Genomic DNA, 17,759 nt, shown 5'->3' with positions numbered 1-17,759 from the left:
GTCCATCATGAAGTCACGTCAATATCTCAAGCCTGTGCTCGTTAGCGTCGCGCTTGCTGCGTCAGGTTTCGCGCTCGCGCAAGGTTCGGCCGGTGGGGGGGGAGGCGGCAGCGGCACGGGAAACGCTGGGGCGACCGGCACTCAGCCTCCGGACGCCGGGGCGAATTCCGCCAGCATGGGTACCGCGCCTAAGCCCATGCATCATACTCAGAAAAAGACACACGCGAAGAAGTCGATGAACGATACGACCAACACGCCTGGCGCGGACGCTAGCAGCGACACCAAGGGGCAGTAAGCATTTGAGGGCGCGCGGCAGCGGCGGTAGCGTCGTTGCAAGATACCCGTCGCGCGCCTCTAGCGATGAATTGCCTCGCGTAGGCGTGTGACCTCGGCGGGGGCCACCGGCGAGGCGTTGTTGCCCCATGCACCGCGCACGAAGCTGGCCACCTGGGCGACCTCGCTGTCCGTGAAGTGCGCGCGAAACGCGGGCATCTTGAGTGGCTCGGCGGCGCCGTTTGTCTGCGGACTCTCGCTGCCTTCAACGATAAGGCGCAGCAGGCTCGTCGGATTGGAGGAGAGTGCAATCGAGCTGCCCGCAAGCGGCGGCGCCTTGTTCTGCGTGCCGGAGCCGTCCGCGGCGTGGCATTTTGCGCAGTACGAGAGATAAAGCCCCGCGCCCGGCCGTTCCGGCATGCCGCCGCGCAGGGCCGCCATGGTTGAGGCGCGCGCAGCCGCCGAATCCGCATACTGCCCGCTTGCTTCGTGCACGGGGAGCGACTTCAGATAGGTGGCGATGGCGTGCAGGTCGTCGTCGCTCATGTATTGAGTGCTGGCGCCCACCACGGGCGCCATTGCGCCGAACGCGTAAGCGCGGTCGTTATGGCCGTCGCGCAGGAAGGCCGCGATTTCGTTGGCGCTCCAGCGGCCGAGGCCGCCCCCGGGGTCGCCCGTGAGGTTTGGCGCATACCAGTGATCGATCACGCCGCCTGTAAGGTAAAGCGGGCTGCGTTCGGTATAGCCCATTTCGTTGAAGGCTGGCCCGCGCGGCGTGTGGCACGCGCCGCAGTGCCCGAGTCCCTGCACGAGCCACGCACCGCGATTCCACTGCGCAGAGCGTTCGGGATCGGGCTTGAAGAGGCCGTGCTGCGCGAAGGCGAGACGCCAGAACATCATCACCCAGCGCTGGTTGAACGGAAACGGCAGATGCGTTTGCGGCGCGGCGTTCGCCACGGGCTTCACGCCGTACATGAAGTACTGGTAGAGCGCGTTGACGTCGCGCGGATCGAGCGCTGCGAACGAAGGATAAGGCATGGCCGGATAAAGGCGCTTGCCGCCAGGCGCCGCACCGCGTTGCAACGCCGCCGCAAACTGCTCGGGCGTGTAGTTGCCGATGCCATACGTAGTGTCCGGCGTGATGTTGCTCGCGTAAATAGGCCCAAACGGCGAGTTCACGGCGAGCCCGCCGGCAAACGGCTCGCGCTTCGCGGAGTCGTGGCAGGACGCGCAATCGCCAGCCTTGGCGAGTCTTTCGCCGAGGGAGATTTGTGCGGCGTCAGGAAGGGGCTTCGTCGTAGCGAGCTCACTGTCTTGGTGGCAGCCGGCAAGCAGGGCGAACATGGCTGCGTATGCCGCGAGATGCGCAGTCAGCACCGTTTTCCTGTATGCGGGCGCCTTCATTGCAGCACTCCGCACAGGCGCTCAAGCGGCAACACGAAGAGCACCGAAATCGTGAAGACCAGGGCGATCGTGAACGCCACCGCAACGGCGGTGCTGCTCCACGCAAGAAAGCGGAACGTGTCGTGCTGCGGCGAATGCAGCGCCGCGCTCGCGTGCCAGACGCGCCGTGCCAGCAGCGATCCGCCGAGCGCGAGCGCGAATGCCGCGCCGGAAACCAGCGGGAGTACCCAACGTACGGAGTGCCACGGCTGGGCATTGATCTGTGCAACGCCGCCGAAGCATGCGGTCTCGACGAGCGTCTGGCAAAGCAGCACATGCCCCGCCCAAACGAGCGGCACGCCGAGCAGGCCGTACCACATCGCCACGTGCTGGGCGAGCGTGGGCGTGGTGGCGGGCGGTTGAGCGGCAAGCGGCATCATCGACCCCGCATCCAGTACGGCGAGAGATAGAGCACGGAAAAAATGAACAGCCACACCACGTCGACGAAGTGCCAGTACAGGCCGCCAATGGTGAGCGCGGCGTCGCGTCTGCCATCGAAATAGCCGCGTGCCACCCAGACGGCGAGGCAGGTGAGCATTATTAGACCGGCCATCACGTGCGCCATGTGAAAGCCCGTGATCGTAAAGTAGAGTGAACCATAGAGATTCGTAGCCAGGCCATAGGGCCTGTCGTGCCACTCGAAGAACTGGATGATCACGAATGCCACGCCGAGCGCGATGCCGACGAACATCGACCAGAACGCGGGCCATGACCGTGCACGCCGTACGAAAGCGCCCGCGAGCCACACGAACACGCTGCTCAACAGCAGCAATACGGTGTTCAGGCTGCTCATGCCGAGCTTCGGCGGCCCTTCAGGCGGCCACGGCTGCGCGCTTTGTGAGGCGAGGTAGAGATACGAGAAGATCAGGAAACCGAACAGTGCGGTTTCCGTGATGATGAGCGTGAAGACGCCCCACCACCCGCCAGCATGTTCGCCCGCGCTGCCCACAGGCAGCGCTAGGGTTTCGTCTTCGCTTTGCGTGGCACCTGATTCGGCGGCCACCGCGCTTTGCGGTGAGAACGGTTCGCGCTGGCCAAGCGAGCGTTGCGGCCACAGCCACGCGATCAGGGAGAGCGCGCAGATCGCGCCGGCGAGCGCCGTGATTGAACCGGAATGCAACAGCAGGCCTACGAACACGAGGGTTGAGGCCACGCCCAGCACGAAGGGCGCATAGCTGTCCTCGGGCATCTTGAGGATGACGTCGGGATCGCCCATGAGCGGCGTCACGCCCAACGCTTCGCGGCCCCGGTGGAGCAGGTAGCCCCGCCTCGGGATATTGGCGTCAGGCTGCCAGAGAGGATCGCGCGAGCGTACGCTCGGAAGGATCGCGAAATTGTAGGGCGGTGGTGGCGATGAAGTGGACCATTCCAGACCTGCGGCGTTCCACGGGTTCGCGCCGGCGCGCGCGCCGCGTCTGGCGCTTACGAGCGCATTGCCGATGAACATGGCTATACCGGTTGCGAACACGAAGGCGCCGACGCTCGTGAGCAGGTTGGCTGTGTCCCAACCCATACCCTCGGGATAGGTGTAGACGCGGCGCGGCATGCCGAGCAGCCCCGAGATATGCATGGGAAAGAAGCCGAGATTGAAGCCGATGAAGGTTATCCAGAAAGTCCATTTGCCGAAGCGCTCGTTCATGAGCCGACCGGTGAACTTTGGGAACCAGTAGGAAACGCCGCCGAGCACGGGAAACACGTTGATCCCCAGCAGCACGTAGTGAAGGTGGGCCACGACGAAGTAGGTGTCAGTGAGTTGCCAGTCGAGCGGCACAGCGGCGGTCATCACGCCCGACACGCCACCCACCGTGAACATCAGCACGAAGCCCGCGAAGTAATAGAACGGCGTCTTGAATACTGGTTTGCCGGTCCAGATGGTGGCGATCCACGCGAATACGGCGATGGCGCTAGGCACCGAAATTACCATGCTGGCCGCGCCGAAGAATGCCAGCGCGAGCGGCGACAGCCCAGTCGCGAACATGTGATGGAGCCAGACTTCGAAGCCCACCAGCATGGTCGCGACAGTTGAGAGCGCAACGGCTGTATATGCGACGATGGGGCGTCGGCAGAAGGTGGGCAGTGCGTCGGAGACGATGCCCATGGCGGGCAGCACGACCACATAGACCCATGGGTGCGCGAAAATCCAGAAGAGATGCTGCCAGAGCAGCGGACGGCCATCGGCGCTGGTGTCGAAGAAGTGCGTGCCGGCATTGCGGTCGAGCCAGAGCATGAAGAACGCGAGGCTTACTGATGGCACCGCGAGCAGGTTGGCGCCGGAGGCCGTGAGCGTGCCCCAGACGAGTATGGGCAGGCGCGCGATCGACATGCCACTGGCGCGCATGCGCAAGAAGGTGATGACGAAGTTGGCCGCGCCAACCGTCGTGGAGACGCCGAGCAGCACCATGCCTAGCGCGTAGACGTCGATATTGGGCCCTGGGTCGTAGGCAGCAGTGGAAAGCGGCACATAGTTGAACCAGCCGGCATTGGCGGCCTGGCCCGCGGGAAAGCTCGCATACAGCAGGAGGCCCGCGCCGAGAAATACCCAGTATGAGAGTGCGTTCAGGCGCGGGAACGCCATGTCGCGGGAGCCAAGCACGAGCGGCCAGAGGTAGTTCGAAAAACCGCTCAGCACGGGCAGCGCGTAGAGAAAAATCATCGTTACGCCGTGCATCGTGAAGAGCTGATCGTATTGCTGAGGCGTGAGGAGCGTTTCATTGGGGCGCGCGAGCTGCACACGCATGATGAGGGCCTCCACACCGCCCAGCACGAGGAACACAAATGCCGTGACGAGGTAGCGCAAGCCTATGGTCTTGTGGTCCACCGTCGAGAGCCAGCCGCGCCAGCCGGGGCTCGTCTCCCATGTCTCTTTGAGGCGGCGCAACGTTTCTTCGTCCAGCGGCGCCACGCCTGTTTCGGGCACGCGCGACAGGCGGCCCGCGCGCGGGCGTCCCGGAATTCGCGTGCCAGGCAGATGTGCCGGGCGTTCCGGGGCGCTATCAGCGGAAGAGGAGACCGGGATGTCGTTCATGTCACTGGAGCGTGTCGAGCCACGCGCCGAGGTCGCTCGCCTCGGCGGGGGTGAGGGCAATGTCGGGCATCAGCGATTCGGGTTTGAGTTGCTGGGCATGCGCGACCCAATCGAGCCGGTTGGCGGGCGTATTGGCGAGCGTGCCCGCCGCGATCAGACGACGCGAGGCGAGGTGCGTGAGATCGGGCCCCTGCGCGCCGTTCGCCTGCGTACCGCGAATGGCGTGACAGCCAGCGCAGAGCGCCACGAAGAGCTTTTCGCCGCGCTGCGCGGCGCCTCCTTCTTGCGCGGGTGCGGCGGGCCTCGCCTGGGAGGCTAGCCAGCGCGCGAAGTCGTCGGGCGCTTGTGCCACCACTTCCATGGCCATGTGCGCGTGCTGTGGACCGCAGAACTGCGTGCATTGCCCACGCCACACGCCGGGCGAGTCCGCATCGAGCCATTGATGATTGACCTGGCCGGGAATCGCCTGGGTCTTGCCCGCGAGCGCCGGCACCCAGAATGCGTGCACGACGTCGGCGCTTTGCAGATCGATGCGCACGGGCTCGCTGGCGGGCATATGGATTTCGTTTGCCGTTGCGAAGCGCGTGCCGTCGGGCGTCTCGTAGGTCACTTTCCACCACCAGTCATAAGCCGTGACGGTTACGATGAGGGCGGGCGCGACCGGCGGATCGGCCACGGCGGCCAGCACGCGCAGCATGCCAACGAGCGCAGCCAGCAGCAGCACCGAGGAGATCGCCGTGCCGATCGCGACGATGCGGTTTGCGAGACGTTCGCCGCGTTCGTCGGCGACGTGCGCCTGCGACAAGTGTGAATCGGCTGATATCCTTGCGCGGTGCTTGCGGTGGATCGCCGCGTAGAGCAGCGCCGCGATCACAATGCACACCCCCACGCAGAGCGCGGCGAGAGCCCAGTCGAGAATTTGCACGGGCCGGGACGCCGGGCCGGCACTGTGGAGAAAATAAGCAAGCGGAGTTTCGGCGCGGCAGTCTAAGGAGAAACTGCCGAGACTTATGCAAGCGACGAGCCCCACCGAGGCAAACGCGCGAAACGGTTGGCGCGGCGTGCCTGGCATCATGGCTGCAACTCCTGCATCGAACGCGCCCGCGCGGCAATTGCAGGCTGGTCACGGGACATGATTCGGCTCCTCGCTCGCTCGCGCGCGCTGCGCTTGCACCTTGAGCGCGCACGAGATGTGCCCGGTCCGTCTCGCGGGACCGTGCCTGGGCATCAAAGCTCCCCACGTGCGGCGAGTACCCGAATGCGGTCGGCTGTGCGACAGGCGATCGCCTGAATGGTCAGCGAAGGGTTCACGCCGCCAACGGTTGGAAAAACGGAGCCGTCGCAGATCCAGAGATTCGGAATGTCCCACGAGCGGCAGTCGGCATTCACGACGCTCGTCTGGGCATCGCTGCCCATGCGCGCGGTGCCGTTCAGGTGGCAGGTGTCGTCGTCCTGCGTCCAGATTTCGGCCGCGCCCGCTGCGGCGAGCGCGCGGCTCATGTAGTCAAGGCCGTGGCGCACAAGCTGCCGGTCGTTGTCGCACATCGACCAGGTCACGCGTGCAACGCGCAGGCCGAGCGCGTCCTTCTCGTCGGCGAGCGTCACGCGGTTGCGCTCCTGCGGCAGCGTTTCGCCCACCATCTTGAGGCCGGCCTGGTGGTTGTATTTCGTCATTTCGCGCATGAGCGCATCGCCCCACAGGCCGCGGCTCGTCTGCGTCGCCGCCCACACGAGCGGTAGCGGTCCCTGGCTCATGTAGCAATAGCCGCCGTGAAAATCCTTGCCCTTGTCCTCATAGTTCCAGTGCTCGGTTAGCGCGAGCGAAGGCGGCCCCTTGTACCAGCGGATTTCGTCTTCGAACGTGCCCCATGCCGCTTGGTTGGTCTGCACCATCAGGTTCTTGCCGACGAGACCTGAACGGTTCGCCAGCCCATCGGGAAAACGTTCATTCGCGGAGAGCAGCAGCAGGCGCGGTGTCTCGATGGCGTAACCGGCCACGACCACGTTGCGCGCGCGCTGGAAATGCCAGTGTCCTTCGCGGTGAAAGTGCACGCCGCTCGCACGGCCCACCGCGTCGGTCTCGATGCGGCCCACCATCGCGAGATCGCGAATCTCGGCCCCCGCACGCACGGCTCGCGGAATCCACGTGACGAGTGCGCTTTGCTTGGCGTTGGTCGCGCAGCCCGTTACGCAAAAGCCGCGATAGACGCATTGATGCGCGTCGCCGCGCGGTGCGGAGAGCGTCGCGAGCGGCGTGGGGCACCACGGAATGCCCAACGCCTCGCAACCGCGCGCGAGCACGAGTCCGGCGGCGTTGACCTCATGCGCGCGATACGGATACCGCGGCCGCTTCGGGCCCCACGGGTAGCGCACGGGCCCGGAAATGCACAGCGCGCGCTCGACTTCAGTGTAGTAGCGCCACATCTCGCGCCAGTCGATCGGCCAGTCAGCGCCGTATCCGAGTTTCGTGTGCGACTGAAACCATTCGGGCCGAAAGCGTAGCGAGACCATCGCGAAGTGCACGGTGCTGCCGCCCACCGCCTTGCCGCTGTTGTTGCTACCGAGTTGTAGCGGATTCTCGCCGTCGCAAATGCGCTCGTCCGTCCAGTAGAGCTTCGCCTGGTGCGTCTCGTCAGACGCGAATTCTTCAAGCGGTCTCCACCAAGCTCCTGCGTCGAATGCGATGACGCGAAAGCCGGCTTCTGCGAGGCGGCACGCGAGCGTGGCACCGCCGGCGCCGGTCCCAACGATCGCGAAGTCCACGGCGTCTTCCAGCGCGTATTCTCGCATCGGTAACCAGCCGCCGGGCCGGAACACGTCCGGTGCGCGGCCGTGTTTGCCGCGTGGAGCCTCCCGGGCGTCCACGTTGCGGTCAGCGCACATGCTTATTCTCCAGGCGCGCCGCCAGTTGTGCGCTCTCGCTCTCGTCGGCCTCGACGGCTTCCCACGGGTCGCGGCGGTTCGTGTAGAGGCGCACATAGCCACGCGGGTTCGCCGGGCCGCCGAAGCCCATCGCATTCCACGCGACCGGGTGCGACCAGTAGGCGGAGGCCAGATCGTGCAGCACGCGTTTCTGGAAGAACACGTCGCACGGCATGCCGCGCCATGCGCTACCGCGCAGCTTGCCGTTCTGCATGCGCATGACGAGTACGCGCCGCTGTTCGTCGTCGAGACTCGCGAAGGGCGCGCGGAAGGCGGCCCTGCTTTCCGCATCGAGAGCCGCGAGTCCCATTTCCCACGCTTCGCGTAACGGCGGCAGGCGTGCGTCGCGATAGCCGTCGCGGCGATCGTCGAGCAGCTTTCCATCCACGAGCGCGGCGAGGTGCACGCAGCGATTTTCGTGGTCGCCGGAGCCCGCTTGAGGGACGATCGTGGCGCACAGCGCTTTCAATGTTTGCCAACGCGAAGGCGCGAGATAGCGAGCCTTGTCTGGTGTGTTCAGGCGCGCGGCTATCACCGCGCGGGTGGGCGCATCCCACGAAGGCGTCTCGCGCTTGGCGAGCACATCGTAGCCGGGGTACTTCGGTGTGCGCTTCATCGCTCCGTCTCCCGCATACGCAACGCAGCGAGGCCCGCGAGCGCGAGTGCACTGAACGCGGGCGGCGCCGGTAGGGGCGGCCCCGCGAACAGGTTCTGCGACCAGTTGTGCCAGCCGCCGTGCGCGCGCACTACGCCGTTCACGTGAAAGCCGAGTCCCGCAAAGCCGAGCGCTGCGGTAAGGCGCAGCCACAGTCGCGCGAAGACACTTGCGCGAGCCGCATGCCGGGGCGAGGCGAACGCCGCATGAGCCAGCAGCACGCCACCCACGGGCACGACGGTCACTGGCGCGTACATGGCTGGGTGCTGAAACGAGCCGCGAAAGTGCAGCAACGCAGCCTCCGCCGCCGTGCCGAGCAGCCCCGCACCCGCGACCAGGGCGAGTGCTTTGCCGGCGGGCATGCCGAAAAGCTGCGGATCGTGCTCGGGCTCATCGCGTAGCTGCTCGGCGATCGAGCCGAGTACGCCGGAAAGCACCAGCGCGAATGGCGCCCCCGCTGGGGCGCCATAGAATAGGTTTTGCCAGGAGAGTCCGCCGGGCCGCTTCGTCACGTTATAGAGATGGAACGCGGTGCCTGCTGTACCCGTGGCCGCGCCACATATCTGAATTGCACGACGCAACCGGTGCGACTCCGCGCGCGCATCGGTGCCGCCATGCAGGGCTGCGCCCAGCGAGCAGAACGCAACCACGGGCGGCAAGTACATTGCGCAATTCTCGAATGAGCCGCGGTAATGCTCCATGGCGCTATCGGCCAGCACGGAGAGCGCGAGCAGGGCGGAGCCGTGATTGAACGCGCGCGCAGCTGCGATGTGCTTGCCGGGTGCCGAGGCGCGTTTCGCCTCACGCAGTTCGCGCGTTGACCAGAGCGCGAGTGCGGCGCCTGCTGTGACGCTGGCGATGCCGGCGGCGATCCGGGTGCTTTGTGTCATTGGCGCTCCTGCGTGACAGCTCTGGGTTACGGGTGGGTTCAGCAGGTTCAGCGGGCCATCCGCATCATGCGGTGCCCGCTGCGGCCGAGAGCGTTGAGATCAGCTCCGCATTGAAGGCGGGTAGGTCATCGGGCTTACGACTCGTAATGAAGTTGCCGTCGTGGACCATGCTCTCGTCGACCCATTTGCCGCCTGCATTGCGAATGTCATCCTGCAGTGACGGCCAACTCGTCATCGTGTGTCCCTCAACGATGCCTGCGGACACCGGCAGCCAGCCACCATGACAGATCACGGCTATTGGCTTGTGCGCGTCGTTGGCCGCGCGCACGAATACCTGCGCCTCAGGGATGAGCCGGATGGCGTCGCCATTCACCACGCCGCCGGGGAGCACGATCGCGTCGTAGTCGTCGGCCTTTACGCCGTCAAAAGTCCGGTCGACGTGGATTTTGCTTCCCTTTTCGACATGTCGAAACCCCTGAATTTCACCGGCTTTCTCTGAGATCACGTCGACTTTTGCGCCAGCTTCCATCAGCGCTCTACGCGGCTCGGTTAATTCAACTTCTTCGAATCCATCCACCGCAAGAATTGCAACCTTGCAGTTGTCGAGAATGTTAGCCATTGCGATTTCCTCCTGGTTGTGCCCAGCAGATGCCACGATGAAAAGACCGGGTTGCTTCCCTGTCTGGACATAGCAAATGGGATGCCGCGTCCTGAATGCGATTGGCGGCAACGCGGGTGCGCGGGTATGCCGTCTGCGCGGGCGTGCGAGTGCGTGCCGAACGAGCCATCTGCCTCTTGTCATGAAAACCGGCGAGCCCCGACATTCGCGACGCCTTCTCGCGAACCGAACCCAACGACGAAGCCGTAGCGGCCTGCCAGCGCACGGCTGGGCGGCGGACATCGGCCCCGGCCTCGGTACGATAGCCACTGACAACGATCCTGGCGGCATTCTGACGTATTCGTTAGCCGGCGCGCAGTACGGCTTCGATCTGCTGTGGGTCTGCGTGCTTTCCTACCCGTCGATGGTTGCGCTCCAGTTGGTGGCCGCGCGCGTTGCGGCCGTGACGGGCAGTGGCCTTACTGAGAACATGCGGGAACACTATTCGCGTTGGTTGTTTCTGCTCGCGGTCGCGCGTTTCCTCGGCGCCAATACCGTCAACATTGCAGCCGACATGCTGGCAATGGGCGAAGCGGCGCATCTGATTTTCCGGGGATCGGTCCCGCTCTTTACGATCATTTTTGCTGGTACCTCACTCGCCCTCCAGTGGTGCATGCCTTATGCGCGTTACGCCAGTTACCTCAAGTGGCTTGCTCTTTCACTTTTCTGCTATGCCGGCGTCCTGTTCATAGCGGACGTGCCGTGGCGCACCGTGGCGGGGGCGCTCGTCCCTCATGTGGCCTGGTCAGAGGATTTCCTGGCGATGCTGCTCGCGGTGCTCGGCACAACGGTCAGCCCGTATCTGTTGTTCTCCCAGGCGGAGCAGGAAGTCGAAGAGCGTTCGGGGGGTCAGGCGCAACACAATAGTCGCCGTACGTCCTCGAAGGATTTGCGGCAGCAGCTACGAGACATGCGGCGCGACACGCTGGTCCGCTGCCTTCTCTCCAACTTATGCAGCGCATTCATTCTATGTGCCGCGGCTGTGACGCTGCATGCGGCACATCCGTCACTCTCGCCGTTCGGGCAGGCGCGGGCGGCGGCGCAGGCGATCGCCCCGGTCGCGGGCGGCTATGCTCAAAGCGTGCTCGGCTTCGCGCTCCTCGGCACCGCTCTGTTAGCCCTCCCGCCGCTCGCCGGTTCCGCTGCGCACGCCGCGGCCAGTTCGTTCGGGTGGCCGCAAGGCGAGCAGCGCGACCGCCGGATCGCCGGCGTACTGGTGCTGCTCATGATGGTGAGCGCGATCATCGCATTGCTGTTCTACGCATTCGGCGTTGATCCGCTGCGGGCTTGTTACTGGAGTGCATTGACCAATGGGATGACCGTTTCCCCGGTACTGATCCTGCTGGTACTTCTGAGCGCGCGCCGTGATGCGGTTGGCGAGATGAAAGCGCACTGGTTGACACGCGCATTGTGCTGGCTCGCCACGGTCGTCATTTGTGCTGCCTTGGCTGCGCATGCCATTGTGCAAGTCCTCTAGGTTTTCCAGACGCGCTCACACCCTGCGCTCGCCTCGTGGCACGCGCGTTGCGCATAGGCCGGTGCTGGACATGGGATTTGCGCGAGTTTCGCGCATTGCGCCGGCAAATCGACAGGAGAGAGACATGAAAATGGGAACGACGAAGGCCGAAGGCACCATGCGTGAACTCGCCGGCACAGCACAGGAGGCTGTGGGAGACATGCTCGGGCGAACCAGCATGCAAGTATCGGGCAAAGCAAGGGCGCTATGCGGTAAATCACAGCAGCTTGCGACCGACGCGGCCGGGGCGACGCGCGAGGCGGTTGCGGACAACCCCCTGGCAATGCTGGGAATCGCTTTGGGATTCGGCTTCGCCTTGGGTGCCTTATGGGCGGCGAACCGCGAATGAGCGACGTGCATCCGACGGCTATGTTGAGCAGCCCCATGTGCGAGGTGGGCCATGACGATACATGCGAAGCTCGACCGCTGGCACAACGTATTGCGGTTCGTCACCCTACGCACGGCGGACTACGGGCACCTGCTTTCGCTCGAACTGTCCGAGGCTCGGGCCTACGTGACACGCGAGATTATCGCGCTCGTGGCACTCGCTGTGAGCGGCTTGTTTACGCTCTCGTTTTTCTGCATCGCACTGATAGCATCTGCCTGGAACACGCGCTATTTTATTGTTGTCGTATGGAGCATCGCGGCGCTCTGGCTAGTGGCTTCTGTGGCGGCATTGTTTGTCTTCCGCGCTCAGAGGCCGGTGCGGTCGTTCGCTATACTCAAAAGCGAACTGCGCGCCGACCTCGAGACGCTCAAGGAGGCGCTTAAATGAGGCGTCGCGCACCGCTGAGCCGGCAGGCATCTGAGGCGATCCTGCTCAGTCATATGGAGCTTACACGCGTGCAGTTGCTTGCGGAAAACGTCGGCTCGCGCGCAGTCGAGTTCGACTCAGTCCGAGCAAATCCGCTGAGCATTGCTAACGTCGTGACCGCGTTCGCCTCGGCGCCCCATGTGACCCTGCTCGGCTCTATCTTGCTCAGCACACTGCTGATCGGCCCTCGGCGAGTCTTCCGCGTTGTCCTGCGTTCCGGCTTGCCTGGTTGGATTGCGCGCGACTTCCGGTTACGGCACATGCGTTGATCGATGGCCATCAGGGCATGGAGTGTTGCGGCCATCGATTTAACGGGCGCCGCCCGGCGCCCGCCCCCCGATTGTGCCAGCTGGCCTTGGGAATAGGAGTTGCCGGGCAATCTGCTGGCTTGCGATGGCCCATCTCCGCAGGTTGGACATGCGTGTTATCTCTTTGGCCATCCTGTGACATACGTTGTCGCGATGTTGGCGTGGGCGCACGTCTAGGGGCGCCCACGCGTCGGGAGCGGTGGTGGCAGATCAGAGCAGCTTGTCGAGCGTGATGGGCAGTTCACGCACACGCTTGCCCGTGGCGTTGTAAATCGCATTGGCGACGGCAGCGGCGACGCCTACCACGCCAATCTCTCCCACGCCCTTGGCGCCGAGCGGATTCACTACCTCGTCGTGTTCGTCCACGAAAAGCACGTCGATCTCGCCGATATCGCGATTGACGGGCACGTGATACTCCGCGAGGTTGTGATTCATGATGCGCCCGAGCGTATGGTCGAATTGTGCATGCTCGTGCAGAGCCATGCCGATTCCCCACACCACGCCGCCAGCAATCTGGTTTGATGCCGTTTTCGGATTGACGATGCGGCCCGCAGCGACAGCGCTCACCACGCGCGTGACGCGAACCTGGCCGAGCTCCTCGTCCACGCGCACTTCTGTGAACACGGCCGAGTGCGTAGCCATCGAGTAGCGCTTCTGGATATCGTCGGGCTTGAGCGTGACCTGGGCTGCCAGCGATTTCATACCCGCGTCTGCAAGCACGTCGGCGATGCGAACGCGCGCGCTGCCCAGCCCCACTTCTTGGGGCAGGACGATTTCGCCGTGCTCAATCATGAGCGCGTCGTCGAGCACGGCCGGGTCGAGATTGGCGAAGGCGATACCGCCGTGCGCGGGCAGCAGTTGCGCTAGTCTTGAACGCAGTTCCGTGCAGGCGACCGAGGCGGCACTGCCCACGGACGACACCGTCCATGAGCCGCCCTCAATCGGCGCTGGCGGCAGCGATGTATCTCCGAGTGTGAAGTCCACATCGTCGATGCTCATGCGCAGGGCGTCGGCGGCGATCTGCGAAATGGCGGTGTACGTGCCCGTTCCGATGTCCGCAGTGGCGCTCGACAGATCGAGGCGTCCCTGAGCATTCAGCACCGCACGCACGCTGGCTTCGGTCTGCATGGCTTCCCACATGCCTGTCGCCATGCCGTAGCCGACCAGTTCGTGGCCGTCGCGCATCGAGCGTGGCGTCGCGATGCGCGCGCCCCATCCGAAGCGTTCCGCGCCTTGCGCGTAGCAGTCGAGCAGGGCCTTGCTCGAATACGGCAGTTGCTTGCTCGCGTCGTCGTCCGCGTAGTTGCGGATACGCAATTCGAGTGGGTCCATTTCCAGTGCGACGGCAAGTTCGTCCATCGCGGATTCGAGCGCGAAGAGACCTTGCGCAGCGCCCGGTGCGCGCATGTCGAGTGGAGTGTACACATCGAGCCGCGCCAGCTTGTAGCCGAGTTGGACGTTCGGCGCACGGTAGAGCCGCCCGGTCCAATTCACGACTACATCGGTAAAGTCCTCAAACTGGGAGGTCTCGCCTACCGCCTCGTGAACGATCGCGTCGAGCCTGCCGTCGCGTCGCGCGCCAAGCGCGACGTGCTGGATCGACGCGGGTCGATGACCGAAGGTGAACATCTGTGCGCGTGTGAGTACGACGCGTATCGGACGGCGCAGGGCGCGCGCGGCCATCATCGCGAGCGGCAGATGATATTGCGGGCGCAGGCCGGAGCCGAAGGCGCCGCCCACGAATGGCGAAATCACATGCACGCGCTCCTGCTGGAGGCCAAAAACCTTCATCAGATATTGCTGTGTGTTGGCGACGCCTTGGGTCTTCTCGTAGACCGTAAAGCGGCCATCCGCAGATGGCACAACGGTGCAACCGTGCATCTCCATGGGCTGATGGAACTCTACAGGAGTGGCATAAAACGCATCGGAGCGTGCGTGAGCGCGCTGGAGTGCCCGGTAGGCGTCGCCGCGCGGAGCGGGCGGCGGCTCGAAGCCGCCCTTTTCGGTGGATGGTATGACGGCATCCTGCACCACCTTTGCCAGCTCGGTCTGATGCGGTTCGCTACGGTAGCGCACGCGTAGGAGCGTGGCCGCGTATTGCGCGAGTTCTGGGGTTTCTGCGACCACGAGCGCGATCGGTTGGCCAGCAAATCGCACGCGTGCGTCGGCGAGGGGGTGAAACGGTGTTCCACCGGGCGCGATCTGGTCCTTCCAGTCGGCGTCCTCCGTGGCGAGCGCGATGCGGTTCTCATGCGTCAGGACATGCAGCACGCCGGGCAGCGCTTGCGCCGCTGAGGCGTCGATCGCGACGATCTCGCCGCGCGCGATCGTCGCGTTGACGACTACGCCATGCACAAGTCCGGTAGCGGCGAATTCGGCGGCGTAGCGTGCGGCGCCGGTAACCTTTGCGTGGCCGTCCACGCGGGATAGCGGCTCCCCAATACGCGCGCTGTGTATCGGGCGGGTTTCGAAAGCGGCGCTCATGCTGGTTGCTCCCCTGGGTCGCGCCCGGCCAGCGGCGCAGAATCGGGCGCAAGCGCCCGCTCGAATGCGCGTACGATGGCTCGACGCGCGAGGTCGACCTTGAACTCGTTGCCCGGGCGAGGGTCCGCGTGTGCCACGACGCCGTCGGCGTAGCGCTCGATCGCGGAGATATCGTCGGCTGCCCGGCCGATCAGCAACGTTTCCGCGTCGCGATCGCGCCACGGTTTGTGGGCCACTCCGCCCAGCGCGCAGCCCAATGCGCGAATCGCGCCTTTCTCGACCCGCACGCCCAGCGCGACCGAAACGAGCGCGAACGCGTACGACTGCCGGTCGCGCAGCTTCAGATACGAGAAGTGCTGTGCGTATCCTTCACTTGGCACTTCGATGGCCGTGATGAGCTCTTCGTCGGCGAGCGTCGTTTCACGGTGCGGCGTGTGGCCCGGCAGGCGGTGCAGGTCGTCGAACGGCAATGTGCGTATGCCGCGCCGGCCTGCCACATGGAGCGACGCATCGAGTGCTGCCAATGCCACACACATATCAGAGGGGTGCGTGGCGATGCAATCCTCGCTCGCACCAAAAATCGCGTGCATGCGATTCACTCCATCGAGCGCGGCGCAACCGGTGCCGGGAACTCGCTTGTTGCAGCTCGTGGCTGGATCATAGAAGTAAAGGCAGCGTGTGCGCTGAAGCAGGTTGCCACCGACAGTCGCCGCGTTACGGATCTGGGCGCAGGCGCCTGCCAGAAGGGCTGCGGCGAGCAGCGGATAGCGCTCGATTACGCGCGTGTCCCAAGCAAGCGTGCTATTAGACACGAGCGCGCCGATGCGCAGTGCACCGTATTGCGTTGCCTCGATCTCGCGAAGCGGCAGCCGCGTGATGTCGATGATCGCGGCGGGACGCATGACGTTCTCGCGCATCAAATCGACCAGATTCGTGCCGCCGGCAAGGAATTCGGCGTTGGGTGTTACCGCATGCAGACGTACTGCGTCGGCGACGCTTTTGGCGCGTGTGTAGGAGAAGCGGTTCATACGTCGTCTCCTTCGCGGTTGCGTAGGCATTCCACGCGGCGCACGGCTTCCACTGCGTTCGCGATGTTCACGTAAGCGCCGCAGCGGCACAGGTTGCCGCTCATCTGTTCGCGCACGTCGTCGCGGCACTGCGCGTGGCCTTCGGCTAGCAGCCCCACGGCCGAGCAGACCTGCCCCGGCGTGCAATAGCCGCACTGAAACGCATCGTGCTCGATGAACGCCTGCTGTACCGGGTGTAGCGCGCCGTCCTGCGCCAGTCCCTCGACCGTCGTGACGTCCGCGCCGTCGTGTGACACCGCGAGTGCCAGGCACGCGTTAATTCGCGTGCCGTTCACTAGCACAGTGCATGCGCCGCATTGACCGTGATCGCAACCTTTCTTGGTGCCAGTGAGTTGAAGCTGCTCGCGCAGAAGGTCGAGGAGGCTGGTCCATGGTTCAACGCGCAATGCGTGGTGCGTGCCATTGACAGTGAGTTCGACGGGTACAGCGTCGGGCAGGCTCTCCGTGTCAGACCGTGGCTCCGTGTCGGCGTGTTTGCGCGCCGTGGAGTGCGGGCGCGGCGCGCGGGTGCTGGGGGCTGTGTGCATGGCGGCCTCGTTGTCGGGCAAGAATCGATGAGGACTCGACGCGAAGCGCAGGCGTGGCAAAAGCCCGCAGACCCTCGCGAGAGGTACGGCTTCGGTATGCGCAATGCGCTTGCCTGATGCAGTCTGATGCCTCTGGTGTCCCGGCGGATCGTGTCGTATGCCCGGGATAACAGGAGATATGGCTCGGTAGGCGAGACGCTCACACGGGGTGTTCGCCATGCTCGCGCAGTTCCGGTTCAAAGAACACCCAGCGCACCTTGGGAAATGCTCCGTGGAGGTCGTTCTCGACGCGGTCGATGGTGCGCACGAGTTCCTCCGCGTTGCAACACTCGGTCAGTTGCGCCTGGACCGCAACGAGCAGGTTGTCCGACCAGCGCAGCACGACCAGGCTCACAACGTGCCGAATTTCGGGGCGCGTGTCGAGCCATGCACGCATCTCCTGACGCACGCTGGCCCGCGCCGCTTCGCCCACGATGAGCGATTTGATCTCACGAAGCGAGAACACGGCCGTTGCCATCATCACGCAACCTACGCCGATGCTGCCAAGCGCGTCGAATCCCGCCCAGCCGGTGAGAGCGGCGAGCCCGGTGCCGGCGACCGAGACGAGCACGCCCACGAGGGCCGCTGCGTCCTCGACGATCGAGAGCATGTTTTCCAGTTCACCGGTCTCGCGAAACCAGCGCCATAGCCCGCCGGCGCGGCGCCTGCGATCGATTGAGTGGATCGAGGCGCGCAAGGCAATGCCCTCGACAAGGGCGGACAGGAGCAACACGCCCACCGCGACTTCGGGACGATCCAGGCCACTGTGATGCCAGAGACGCCACACGCCAATCGCCACGGAGACGCCGCCGCCCACCATGAAGAACTGCAAGGCCACGAGCATGGCGTAGAAGTGCGTCTCACGACCGAATCCGAGCGGATGTTGTTCGTCGGGGCGATTGTGGGCCGCGCGCCGCCCAGCGATGAGCAGGATCTGGTTCAGGCAGTCGGCGCTCGAGTGGGCTGCCTCAGCGAGAGTTGCACCAGAATTCGTGTACAGCGCCGCGGCGAACTTGCAGATCGCCACCGCGACGTTCGAGGCGAGTGCGTAATATACGGCGCGCGGAACGGTGGCAGGCATGGCGAGATGGCATGCGCACTCTTAACCGCGACACAT

17 protein-coding genes are annotated in these 17,759 nt (G+C 64.7%); 5 read left to right on the top strand and 12 right to left on the bottom strand.

All coding sequences use genetic code 11. The features are described from left to right. The first annotated feature begins 7 nt into the window (after positions 1-7). On the top strand, positions 8-295 hold the full coding sequence (locus tag C7402_RS43225) for a hypothetical protein (protein ID WP_112177828.1): 288 nt from the start codon (positions 8-10) through the stop codon (positions 293-295). 59 nt (positions 296-354) lie between these two features. Here C7402_RS43225 and C7402_RS43220 read toward each other — a convergent pair whose 3' ends face one another. From C7402_RS43220 to C7402_RS43185, 8 genes are all read right to left on the bottom strand, one after another. Then, a complete protein-coding gene (locus C7402_RS43220; RefSeq protein WP_244315081.1) occupies positions 355-1,677 on the bottom strand; it encodes a c-type cytochrome in 1,323 nt (440 codons plus the stop codon). After that, a complete protein-coding gene (locus C7402_RS43215; RefSeq protein ID WP_112177827.1) occupies positions 1,674-2,096 on the bottom strand; it encodes a cytochrome C oxidase subunit I in 423 nt (140 codons plus the stop codon). Before C7402_RS43215 ends, C7402_RS43220 begins: the two co-directional genes overlap by 4 nt. Further along, complete coding sequence (gene ctaD, locus C7402_RS43210; RefSeq protein ID WP_116614893.1) at positions 2,093-4,741, bottom strand: cytochrome c oxidase subunit I; 2,649 nt, start codon at positions 4,739-4,741, stop codon at positions 2,093-2,095. Before ctaD ends, C7402_RS43215 begins: the two co-directional genes overlap by 4 nt. 1 nt (position 4,742) lies before the next feature. Next, entirely contained in the window at positions 4,743-5,813 is a 1,071-nt protein-coding gene (locus C7402_RS43205; RefSeq protein ID WP_208949095.1) for a cytochrome c oxidase subunit II, read from the bottom strand. Between the two features lie 155 nt (positions 5,814-5,968). After that, complete coding sequence (locus tag C7402_RS43200; protein WP_116614891.1) at positions 5,969-7,624, bottom strand: GMC family oxidoreductase; 1,656 nt, start codon at positions 7,622-7,624, stop codon at positions 5,969-5,971. Further along, positions 7,614-8,279 (bottom strand): gluconate 2-dehydrogenase subunit 3 family protein, encoded by a 666-nt coding sequence (locus tag C7402_RS43195; protein WP_116614890.1) that lies wholly within the window; start codon positions 8,277-8,279, stop codon positions 7,614-7,616. Before C7402_RS43195 ends, C7402_RS43200 begins: the two co-directional genes overlap by 11 nt. Beyond that, positions 8,276-9,208, bottom strand: a complete 933-nt coding sequence (locus tag C7402_RS43190; protein WP_116614889.1) for a hypothetical protein — start codon at positions 9,206-9,208, stop codon at positions 8,276-8,278. The genes C7402_RS43195 and C7402_RS43190 overlap by 4 nt, the downstream gene beginning before the upstream one ends. 64 nt (positions 9,209-9,272) lie before the next feature. After that, entirely contained in the window at positions 9,273-9,827 is a 555-nt protein-coding gene (locus C7402_RS43185) for a type 1 glutamine amidotransferase domain-containing protein (RefSeq protein ID WP_116614888.1), read from the bottom strand. A 181-nt stretch (positions 9,828-10,008) separates the two neighbouring features. On the opposite strand from C7402_RS43185, the gene C7402_RS43180 reads away from it, so the two are divergent. The 4 genes from C7402_RS43180 (at position 10,009) to C7402_RS43165 (ending at position 12,465) form a co-directional block, all read left to right on the top strand. Further along, a complete protein-coding gene (locus tag C7402_RS43180) occupies positions 10,009-11,343 on the top strand; it encodes an NRAMP family divalent metal transporter (RefSeq protein ID WP_116614887.1) in 1,335 nt (444 codons plus the stop codon). 124 nt (positions 11,344-11,467) lie between these two features. Continuing rightward, the gene (locus tag C7402_RS43175) at positions 11,468-11,731 is read left to right on the top strand and encodes a CsbD family protein (protein WP_244315080.1); all 264 of its coding nucleotides are present in this window, start codon (positions 11,468-11,470) and stop codon (positions 11,729-11,731) included. Between the two features lie 51 nt (positions 11,732-11,782). After that, complete coding sequence (locus C7402_RS43170) at positions 11,783-12,157, top strand: phage holin family protein (RefSeq protein WP_112177819.1); 375 nt, start codon at positions 11,783-11,785, stop codon at positions 12,155-12,157. After that, positions 12,154-12,465: a hypothetical protein gene (locus C7402_RS43165; protein WP_112177818.1), complete on the top strand. Its 312-nt coding sequence runs from the start codon at positions 12,154-12,156 to the stop codon at positions 12,463-12,465. Before C7402_RS43170 ends, C7402_RS43165 begins: the two co-directional genes overlap by 4 nt. Positions 12,466-12,714: 249 nt before the next feature. On the opposite strand, the gene C7402_RS43160 is transcribed toward C7402_RS43165, so the two are convergent. The 4 genes from C7402_RS43160 to C7402_RS43145 form a co-directional block, all read right to left on the bottom strand. Continuing rightward, positions 12,715-14,988, bottom strand: a complete 2,274-nt coding sequence (locus C7402_RS43160; RefSeq protein WP_116614886.1) for a xanthine dehydrogenase family protein molybdopterin-binding subunit — start codon at positions 14,986-14,988, stop codon at positions 12,715-12,717. Continuing rightward, the gene (locus C7402_RS43155; RefSeq protein ID WP_112177816.1) at positions 14,985-16,016 is read right to left on the bottom strand and encodes an FAD binding domain-containing protein; all 1,032 of its coding nucleotides are present in this window, start codon (positions 16,014-16,016) and stop codon (positions 14,985-14,987) included. Before C7402_RS43155 ends, C7402_RS43160 begins: the two co-directional genes overlap by 4 nt. Further along, on the bottom strand, positions 16,013-16,603 hold the full coding sequence (locus C7402_RS43150; RefSeq protein ID WP_112177815.1) for a (2Fe-2S)-binding protein: 591 nt from the start codon (positions 16,601-16,603) through the stop codon (positions 16,013-16,015). Before C7402_RS43150 ends, C7402_RS43155 begins: the two co-directional genes overlap by 4 nt. Before the next feature lie 199 nt (positions 16,604-16,802). Further along, complete coding sequence (locus C7402_RS43145; protein ID WP_112177814.1) at positions 16,803-17,723, bottom strand: cation diffusion facilitator family transporter; 921 nt, start codon at positions 17,721-17,723, stop codon at positions 16,803-16,805. Positions 17,724-17,759 lie beyond the last annotated feature (36 nt).

Origin of the sequence: Paraburkholderia unamae, from assembly GCF_003096875.1 — a bacterium.
Classification (GTDB): Bacteria; Pseudomonadota; Gammaproteobacteria; order Burkholderiales; family Burkholderiaceae; genus Paraburkholderia; species Paraburkholderia unamae.
Note: the sequence above shows the minus strand (reverse complement) of the source record. Positions and strands in the feature narration are given on the sequence as shown.

Bases quoted from the DNA above. Each gene is read 5' to 3' on its own strand.
- C7402_RS43155 (WP_112177816.1), bottom strand. From the start codon at position 16,016: ATGAACCGCTTCTCCTACACACGCGCCAAAAGCGTCGCCGACGCAGTA.
- C7402_RS43185 (WP_116614888.1), bottom strand. From the start codon at position 9,827: ATGGCTAACATTCTCGACAACTGCAAGGTTGCAATTCTTGCGGTGGAT.
- C7402_RS43200 (WP_116614891.1), bottom strand. From the start codon at position 7,624: ATGTGCGCTGACCGCAACGTGGACGCCCGGGAGGCTCCACGCGGCAAA.
- C7402_RS43175 (WP_244315080.1), top strand. From the start codon at position 11,468: ATGAAAATGGGAACGACGAAGGCCGAAGGCACCATGCGTGAACTCGCC.
- C7402_RS43190 (WP_116614889.1), bottom strand. From the start codon at position 9,208: ATGACACAAAGCACCCGGATCGCCGCCGGCATCGCCAGCGTCACAGCA.
- ctaD (WP_116614893.1), bottom strand. From the start codon at position 4,741: ATGAACGACATCCCGGTCTCCTCTTCCGCTGATAGCGCCCCGGAACGC.
- C7402_RS43180 (WP_116614887.1), top strand. From the start codon at position 10,009: ATGAAAACCGGCGAGCCCCGACATTCGCGACGCCTTCTCGCGAACCGA.
- C7402_RS43145 (WP_112177814.1), bottom strand. From the start codon at position 17,723: ATGCCTGCCACCGTTCCGCGCGCCGTATATTACGCACTCGCCTCGAAC.
- C7402_RS43160 (WP_116614886.1), bottom strand. From the start codon at position 14,988: ATGAGCGCCGCTTTCGAAACCCGCCCGATACACAGCGCGCGTATTGGG.
- C7402_RS43205 (WP_208949095.1), bottom strand. From the start codon at position 5,813: ATGCCAGGCACGCCGCGCCAACCGTTTCGCGCGTTTGCCTCGGTGGGG.
- C7402_RS43220 (WP_244315081.1), bottom strand. From the start codon at position 1,677: ATGAAGGCGCCCGCATACAGGAAAACGGTGCTGACTGCGCATCTCGCG.
- C7402_RS43195 (WP_116614890.1), bottom strand. From the start codon at position 8,279: ATGAAGCGCACACCGAAGTACCCCGGCTACGATGTGCTCGCCAAGCGC.
- C7402_RS43215 (WP_112177827.1), bottom strand. From the start codon at position 2,096: ATGATGCCGCTTGCCGCTCAACCGCCCGCCACCACGCCCACGCTCGCC.
- C7402_RS43165 (WP_112177818.1), top strand. From the start codon at position 12,154: ATGAGGCGTCGCGCACCGCTGAGCCGGCAGGCATCTGAGGCGATCCTG.
- C7402_RS43170 (WP_112177819.1), top strand. From the start codon at position 11,783: ATGACGATACATGCGAAGCTCGACCGCTGGCACAACGTATTGCGGTTC.
- C7402_RS43225 (WP_112177828.1), top strand. From the start codon at position 8: ATGAAGTCACGTCAATATCTCAAGCCTGTGCTCGTTAGCGTCGCGCTT.
- C7402_RS43150 (WP_112177815.1), bottom strand. From the start codon at position 16,603: ATGCACACAGCCCCCAGCACCCGCGCGCCGCGCCCGCACTCCACGGCG.